Annotated in this window: 5 protein-coding genes; 3 read left to right on the top strand and 2 right to left on the bottom strand. The window is 68.6% G+C overall.

Features of this window, described 5'->3' with window-relative positions; translation table 11 throughout:
- The 3 genes from JHN45_RS49160 to JHN45_RS49155 all read left to right on the top strand — a co-directional run.
- On the top strand, positions 1–147 hold a 147-nt coding region (locus tag JHN45_RS49160), incomplete at its 5' end, for an SCO5389 family protein (protein WP_236584966.1).
- Positions 148–796: 649 nt separating this feature from the next.
- Positions 797–925 carry a hypothetical protein gene (locus JHN45_RS54280; RefSeq protein ID WP_268982488.1) on the top strand — a complete coding sequence of 43 codons (129 nt, stop codon included), beginning with the start codon at positions 797–799 and terminating at the stop codon, positions 923–925.
- 6 nt (positions 926–931) lie between these two features.
- A complete protein-coding gene (locus tag JHN45_RS49155) occupies positions 932–3,226 on the top strand; it encodes an AIPR family protein (protein ID WP_236584965.1) in 2,295 nt (764 codons plus the stop codon).
- 299 nt (positions 3,227–3,525) lie between these two features.
- Here JHN45_RS49155 and JHN45_RS49150 read toward each other — a convergent pair whose 3' ends face one another.
- Together JHN45_RS49150 and JHN45_RS49145 are read right to left on the bottom strand one after the other, a co-directional pair.
- Positions 3,526–4,365 (bottom strand): alpha/beta fold hydrolase, encoded by an 840-nt coding sequence (locus tag JHN45_RS49150; RefSeq protein ID WP_201055980.1) that lies wholly within the window; start codon positions 4,363–4,365, stop codon positions 3,526–3,528.
- Between the two features lie 493 nt (positions 4,366–4,858).
- Complete coding sequence (locus tag JHN45_RS49145) at positions 4,859–6,724, bottom strand: discoidin domain-containing protein (protein ID WP_201055979.1); 1,866 nt, start codon at positions 6,722–6,724, stop codon at positions 4,859–4,861.
- Positions 6,725–6,748 lie beyond the last annotated feature (24 nt).

Below are 6,748 nucleotides of genomic sequence, written 5' to 3'. Positions count from 1 at the left end.
CTGGCCTTCGGGGTGGCCCTGGCCTTCCAGAACTGCCACCGGGTGGCGGCGTTCCGGCCGACGGCGCGGGACGGCGAGACGTACGCCAAGTTCACTTCACTGCGGTCCCAAGTACTGAACCAGTCACCGGAGTTCAGGGACTGCTGATTATCAGGTCCATGTCACGCCATCGAGCATCATGAACCGCGCCGGATCGTAGCTCGTTGATCAACCGCGGTCCCACAGCGTCCCGCTGGGGACCCCAAACGACCTTACCCAGCCGGAATCCCGATCGCATCACCCGTTCTCGGCCGGCGACACCTGTGGTCATGAGGTGTCGCCGGCCAGGTGCCCCGGCGTGCTGCCGGATGATCCCGGGCGCCGGACAGTCTCGGCTACCTCAATACCCTGAGCCCGGACCGCTCCGAGACCACTGCAACGACTACTCGTCGACGTGCCGGCCGAGTCGGAGGTGGGACCTGTCGAGGCTCCCGATCCGACCGGCGCCTTCCGCCGCCCGTACGCGCCAGGCGCCTGGGCGGCCGAGTTCCACCGGCCCCAGTGCTCGCCTCGCCGGAGACGCTGCATGCGCGGATCACAGACGTTCGTGCGCATCAGGGCGCTCTCATGGTGAGGAACGATTCGCGCAGGCCTCGGAGGCGGTCGGCAAGATGATCGAGCTCGCGGCAGGCACCCTGGGCACGGAAAATAGGGGATCATCTCGTTGCGGATGCGACGGGCCGACAACTTCGGCGCCGCACTGCGGAGTTCGAGGCCCCGACCGACACGCATGCACGGATCACCGGGGCCCAGGAACATGTCGGCCCTCGGCTACCGTGCCGTACTCGGCAGAGGCGTCCGTGAGGAAGCCGTCCTGCTGCGCCGGGACATCGGCGTGCCGCTGCTCGCGCAGGGCACCGCGGGGGCCTTGCCGTGCTCCGGCTGAATCTCAATGGGCCAGAGTGCGCGTGACGTAAGAACTTGCAGCGCACCCACCGCTCCATGGGACGATCACCTGTCTGGGTACCGGCCGAGCGCAATCGCGGACGCATTGGAACCCACTGGGGAGGGACAGAACATGAGCGCCAAGAAGGCCGGGGGCGACACCCCCGCCGTGCCCACACCGGTTCGCCAGGTGGAAAGAGCTCTGCGGACCTTCTACATCGACAGGAATCTACTCGACGTCAGCGACCTCGACGGCAAACCGCTCCAAGAGCGCGAACCGCGTCTGCTGTCAAGGGCGTTGACAGCTCAGGCCGTACGGATCGTCACCGGGTTCAGTATGCAGGAGGCCGCGCTCACCGTCATCGACGGGGATGCCGACCAGGGCATCGACGCCATCGCCGTGGTGGACGGACCGAATCCGCACGTGTTCCTGGTTCAGGCGAAATGGAGCAAGTACGGGAAGGCCAACAGCGAGCGGCAAGCGGTGCACGAGCTGCTGGCCGGTCTGCGGCTGATCGACGACGAGGACTTCGCCGAGTTCAACCCCCGCGGCCGTCAACTGGCGGAGCTCGCCAAGACGGTGATGTCACAAGGCCCTGTGCCGGTCACCCAAGTCATTGTCCTGATGCGCGCCGAGGATGTCACCCAGGGGTTCCAGCACGCCCTGGCCACCGGTGAGAAGGAGTTCAACCGCCACGGCCAGGTACTCGGTCACCGCATCATCCTCGCGCCGGAGGTGCACGCGTCCGTACTCAAGGACCTCGCTCCGAAGGCGGTCGACCTCACCGCCGAGCTCTTTCCCTGGTTCGGGATCACTTCTCCGTACGAGTCGTACCAAGGCGTCGTGGAGGCCGAACATATCGCTGACTGGATGACGTACGGGGCCGACCTGTTCAACCTGAACATCCGCAACCCGCTCGGCAGGACTCCGATCAACAACGCGCTGATCAACACACTCACCGAGGAACCGGCGCACTTCTGGTACTTCAACAACGGCGTAACCGTGCTCTGCGAATCGGTCGAGAAGGACCGGCAGTCCGTACGAACGCCGCAACAACGGCCACTCGTACTGAAACTGCGTAACGCCAGCGTGGTGAACGGCGCGCAGACCGTCCGGTCCATCGCCGAGGCCGTGGCCTCCGACGAGACGGCCGCATCAGCGCAAGTCAGCGTGCGCATCATCGTGACCGGGAAGGCGACGGACTTCGCGAAGGAGACGACTCAGGCCACGAACCGCCAAAACCGCGTGGAAGCACGGGACTTCATCGCTCTTGACCCCGTCCAGGCCTCGATCATGGAGGACATGCGGGCCGAGCTCGGGCTTGAGTACAGCGTCCGGCGCAGCGAGCTTGACCCGCCCGCCGACACGGGCTGCTCCGTGGTCGAAGCCGCGTGCGCACTGGCCTGCGCGCACTCCGACAGCCGGTACGCGGCACGGATGGCAGGCACCCTCGACGTGCTGTGGGAGCGAGGCTCGCAGGGCATCTATGACGTGCTCTTCCGGCCCCAGCCCAGCGCCCATCTGCTGTGGAACGCGGTGCAGGTACTGCGTGCCGTGCGCCGAAGCCTCTACCAACTACGCGCACGATATGAGGGGCGGGGCGCCGCCCTCACCGAACACGGCGTGTACCTGCTCACGCACCTCGTCTTCCGGCTGCTCGACACCGAGGCCATCGACGAACCGGACCCAAAGCTGGAGTGGGCCAAAAACGCCACGGAACAGGCACCGGTACTCGTCGAACAGCTGCTCCCTGTCGTTGCGGCGGCGATCGACGAGCTCTACACCGAGCGCTCAAGGATCCAGACCGTGTGCGGGGACAGCAGCCGCTGCCGGGAGCTCGTAGAACATGTAACAGCTCTCCTGACAACGGCGGACGGCCGCAGAGTCACGGACAAATATCGGCGAGTCCGCGTGCAGCGCAAGCGCCGTCGCCCCAACGCGGTCTCCGTCCTCATCGATCGCGGTGTGCTCGACGAAGGGACTCCGCTTGCTTTGAGCACGGCCTATCCACTTGAGGCCGAGGCCCTGCGGGAGTGGCTGGCCAAAGACGAACGACGCGCGCGGGCCACCTGGGTGAACCACCGTTCCAGGCCGATCCTTTGGACAGCCGACGGCAAGCAGTACTCTCCGTCCGGCCTGATCACCCGTATGTGGGAACTCGCCGAGTGGGAGGAACGGCCCATGGCGAACCAGGGAACCGCCCGATGGACAACCACCTCGGGCGAGACACTTGCGGAACTGGCATGGCGTGTGCTCGGGGAACTCGAGGAGTCGACCGAGGATGAACCCGAACACGACTGACAGTGCAGCTCCGTGGCACGGCCCGCGTCTTGTGCCGCCTTCGCATATCCGGCGCAGCCTCTCACCCAGGGAGGAGACCCGACGAACATGCCCGCCTTTCCTTCTGCCCACAGTTGGTCAAGCTCCGACCAGGGCACGCGAGGGGTCATCCTCGCACCGGACAGCGGCGACATGGTCGTGCTCCTGCGCGCTTTGCCGCACGACAAAGCAATCGCATGGGCGGTCAAAAGAGAGGCGAGCATCAGCACCGGCACCCAGACCCTCGAGATCTGCGACGTCGCGATGCTCGACATGCCGGATCACTCCAGAAGTGCTGCCATGATCGCGACGAACCGCTCGGCGTCGTCCAGCCACGGCATGTGTCCGGCGCCGGGCTGGATCACGAACTCGGCGACCGGGAACAGGTCCGCGTACCGGGCCAGCACATGCGGTGGAGCGGAGATGTCGAACTCCCCGGCGAGGACGCGCACCGGGGAGGTGAAGCCGGCCAGCGCCGCGCGGGTGTCGGCCGGGCTGAAGGCACCTTCGGCGGCGTAGCGGGCCGCGGCCTCCGCGTTCTTCTCCTTGGCGTCGGCCTCCTCGAAGGCTCGTGCCGGCTCGTCCCAACGGGCATGGGCGAAGGGCGAGATGGCCTCCCAGGAGTCGGGCGTGGCCCGCCCGGCGGTGATCTGCTCCAGGGCGGCGAACGCGGGTCCGAACCACGGTTCGGACCCGCGCAGCCGCGCGACCCGCAGCCGGTCCTCGGCCGAGATCTGCACGCCGACCGCGTAGACGCTGGGGGCGACCAGCGTCAGCTGGGTCACCCGGTCCGGGTGCCGGGCCGCGTACAGCACGGCCAGGTTCGCGCCGGCCGAATGCGCGAGCAGGTCGATCCGCTCCAGGCCGAGGTGTTCGCGCAGGGCCTCGACGTCGTCCACGAGCCGGTCGCAGCGGTACGACGCCGGATCCCGCGGCACCTCCGACGCACCCGTGCCCCGGAGGTCGAGCCGGATCAGCCGCCGGTGGGCGGTCAGGCCGCCGAGTGTGCCGAGGTAGGCCGAGTCCCGCATCGGTCCACCTGGCAGACAGACCAGCGGCGGACCGTCGCCGGAGGCATGCGCGGCGAGGCGGGTTCCGTCGGGTGCGGCGAAGGTCGACATGGGCGTGAGCGTGTCAGGGGGCTGGGCGGGCGGCAACCGGATTGCCGGGCGCCGGGCCCTCGGCTACCCGACTGGCGGGCTCAGTGCGCTCGGCAGCCTGGCAGCCGAACACGAAACGTACGGCAACCCGGCTGCCAGGCAGCCCGGCACGAAACGTACGGCAACCCGGCAGCCAGGCACGGAGCGCCCGGCGACCCGGTTGCCGGGCACGGAGCCTTCGCGGCATCCGGATGCCGCGCTCGCCGCGCGCGAGAGCCGGATGCGGGCTCGCCGTGCGCGGCAACCGGGTTTCCGGGCGCCGTACCTGCGGCAACCGGATCGCGGGGCGCGGTACGTCCGGCACCAGATTCCCGGGGCGCCTCACCTACCGCAACCGAATCGCAGGGCACCGCACCCACCGCAACCGGATCGCGGCGCGCGCTACGTCCGCCCCCCAGATTGCCACCGGGGCGGACGGGCCGGTCCGGTTCCGCGCTCCGGACCGGCCCAGCTGTCACTGCTTCTGTTCGACCCGCACCCAGTCCACCTCCGCCTGCACTCCCCCGGCCGCGACCTTGTCGACGCTCGACTGCGGCAGGCCCCAGTACGGCGTGGTCACCTGGTTCCAGCCGGCCGGGTACGCGCCGCCCAGGGCGAGGTTGAGGATGACGTACTGGTTGTGGTCGAAGACCCATTGCCCGCGGGTCGATTCGAGTTTGTTGCGGGTGGTCTCCTGGACGAGGTTGTCGTCGACGTAGAAGCGCATCGCAGTCGGCGTCCATTCGACGGCGTACGTGTGCCACTGGTCGGCGGTGCCGCCGTTCGGGTAGGTCTGGCGGGCGCCGATGTTGCCGTCGGCGGAGTAGCCGGGGCCGTGGAGGGACGTGCTCGTCCAGTCGCCGTAGCCGATGTTCTCCATGATGTCGGTCTCGCCGGAGGCCGGCCAGGACACGGACGGGTCGTCGACGTTGCTGCCGAGCAGCCAGAAGGCGGGCCAGAATCCGTCACCGACCGGCAGCTTCATGCGGGCGCTGACCTTGCCGTACGTGAAGTCGAAGTGGGTGTTGGTGTCGATGCGGCCCGACGTGAAGTCGTAGGTCCCGCCGCCCGCCTGGGTGCAGCCCTTGCAGTACTTCGCCCCGAGGATCAACTCACCGTTCTGCGTACGGACGTTGTCCGTCGAGTCGACGTACGCCTGGGACTCGCCGTTGACCGATCCCATCTCCGTGCCGGTCCGCACGACCCGCCACTTGGAACGGTCCAGGGCCGCCGAAGTGAAGTCGTCGAAGAACGTCGTCCGGTACGTGCCCAACTGGTCGCCGGGAAGGGCCGGGTAGGCCGCCGCCGCGCTGCCGCCGGTGCCCCAGACCTGGAACTCGTAGAGCGAGTAGCCGAATTGGGCCGTGTAGGGGGCCGGGTTGTAGAAGGAGCGGCGTTCCTTGCCGAGCATGCGGACGTAGCGGCCGGTGGCCGGCTGGGGCAGGGTCACCGTGTCGTGGCGGCCCGTCGCGTCGGCGGGTGCCTGGACGTTCGCCCGCCGCGCGGCTATGTCGGCGGCCGAGGGTTCGTACACCGTGCGCCAGGTCGTGTTGTCGTCGGAGACCTGGAGCAAGTAGTCGACGGCGTAGGCGGATTCCCAGTAGAAGTCGACCGTGTCGATCGTCGAGGCGGCGCCGAGGTCGACGGAGACCCAGCGGTCGGCGTTCCAGTCGCTGGACCAACGGGTCGCGTCGTCCTTGAGGTTGGCGGGCCAGCCGCCGTCGGTGACGTACGCCGGTGAATTGCCGTTGTGCTGGTAGTAGTTGGAGTACGCGGGGTGGTTCAGGGCGAGGTTGGTGCGGGTCGTGGACGCGGGGGCCGGTTCGCCGCCGTAGACCTTGAAGGAGTAGAGCGAGTAGCCGTAGGGCGTGGCCCGTTCCAAACCGCGCAGGCGGATGTATCGGCCCGTCGCCTCCTGGGGGTACGTGCTCGTGGTGACCGAGCCGCCGGTGCCCGCCGTCTCCGTGTAGAAGGGCGTCCAGTCGGTGCCGTTCTTCGAGATCTCCAGGACGTATCTCTTGCCGTAGGCGGCCTCCCAGTCGAGGGTGACGCGGTCGACGCGGAGGGTCGTGCCGAGGTCGAGGCGGATCCAGGCGTCGTCGGCGAAGTTGCTGGACCAGCGGGTGGCGCCGTCGCCGTCGAAGGCGAGGCCTGGGGTGGTGCCGGCGTTCTCGCTGCCGGAGGCGATGACGGCGGCCGGGTTCGCGGCGTAGGCGGCGGCCGCGCGGTCGGTGTCCCAGGTCGCCGCGGCGGCGGCCTGCGGGGCGGGGGCGGCGAGGGCCGGAGTGGCGACGAGCAGGGTCAGCGCGGTGAGCGCCGTGAGCAGGGTGCGGGTTCGCATGCGGGTTCCCTAAGAATGTTGGCG

This window comes from Streptomyces sp. MBT53, from assembly GCF_016654115.1.
Taxonomy (GTDB): Bacteria; Actinomycetota; Actinomycetes; order Streptomycetales; family Streptomycetaceae; genus Streptomyces.
The sequence above is the reverse complement of the archived record's forward strand: the minus strand, read 5'-3'. Positions and strand labels throughout refer to the sequence as shown.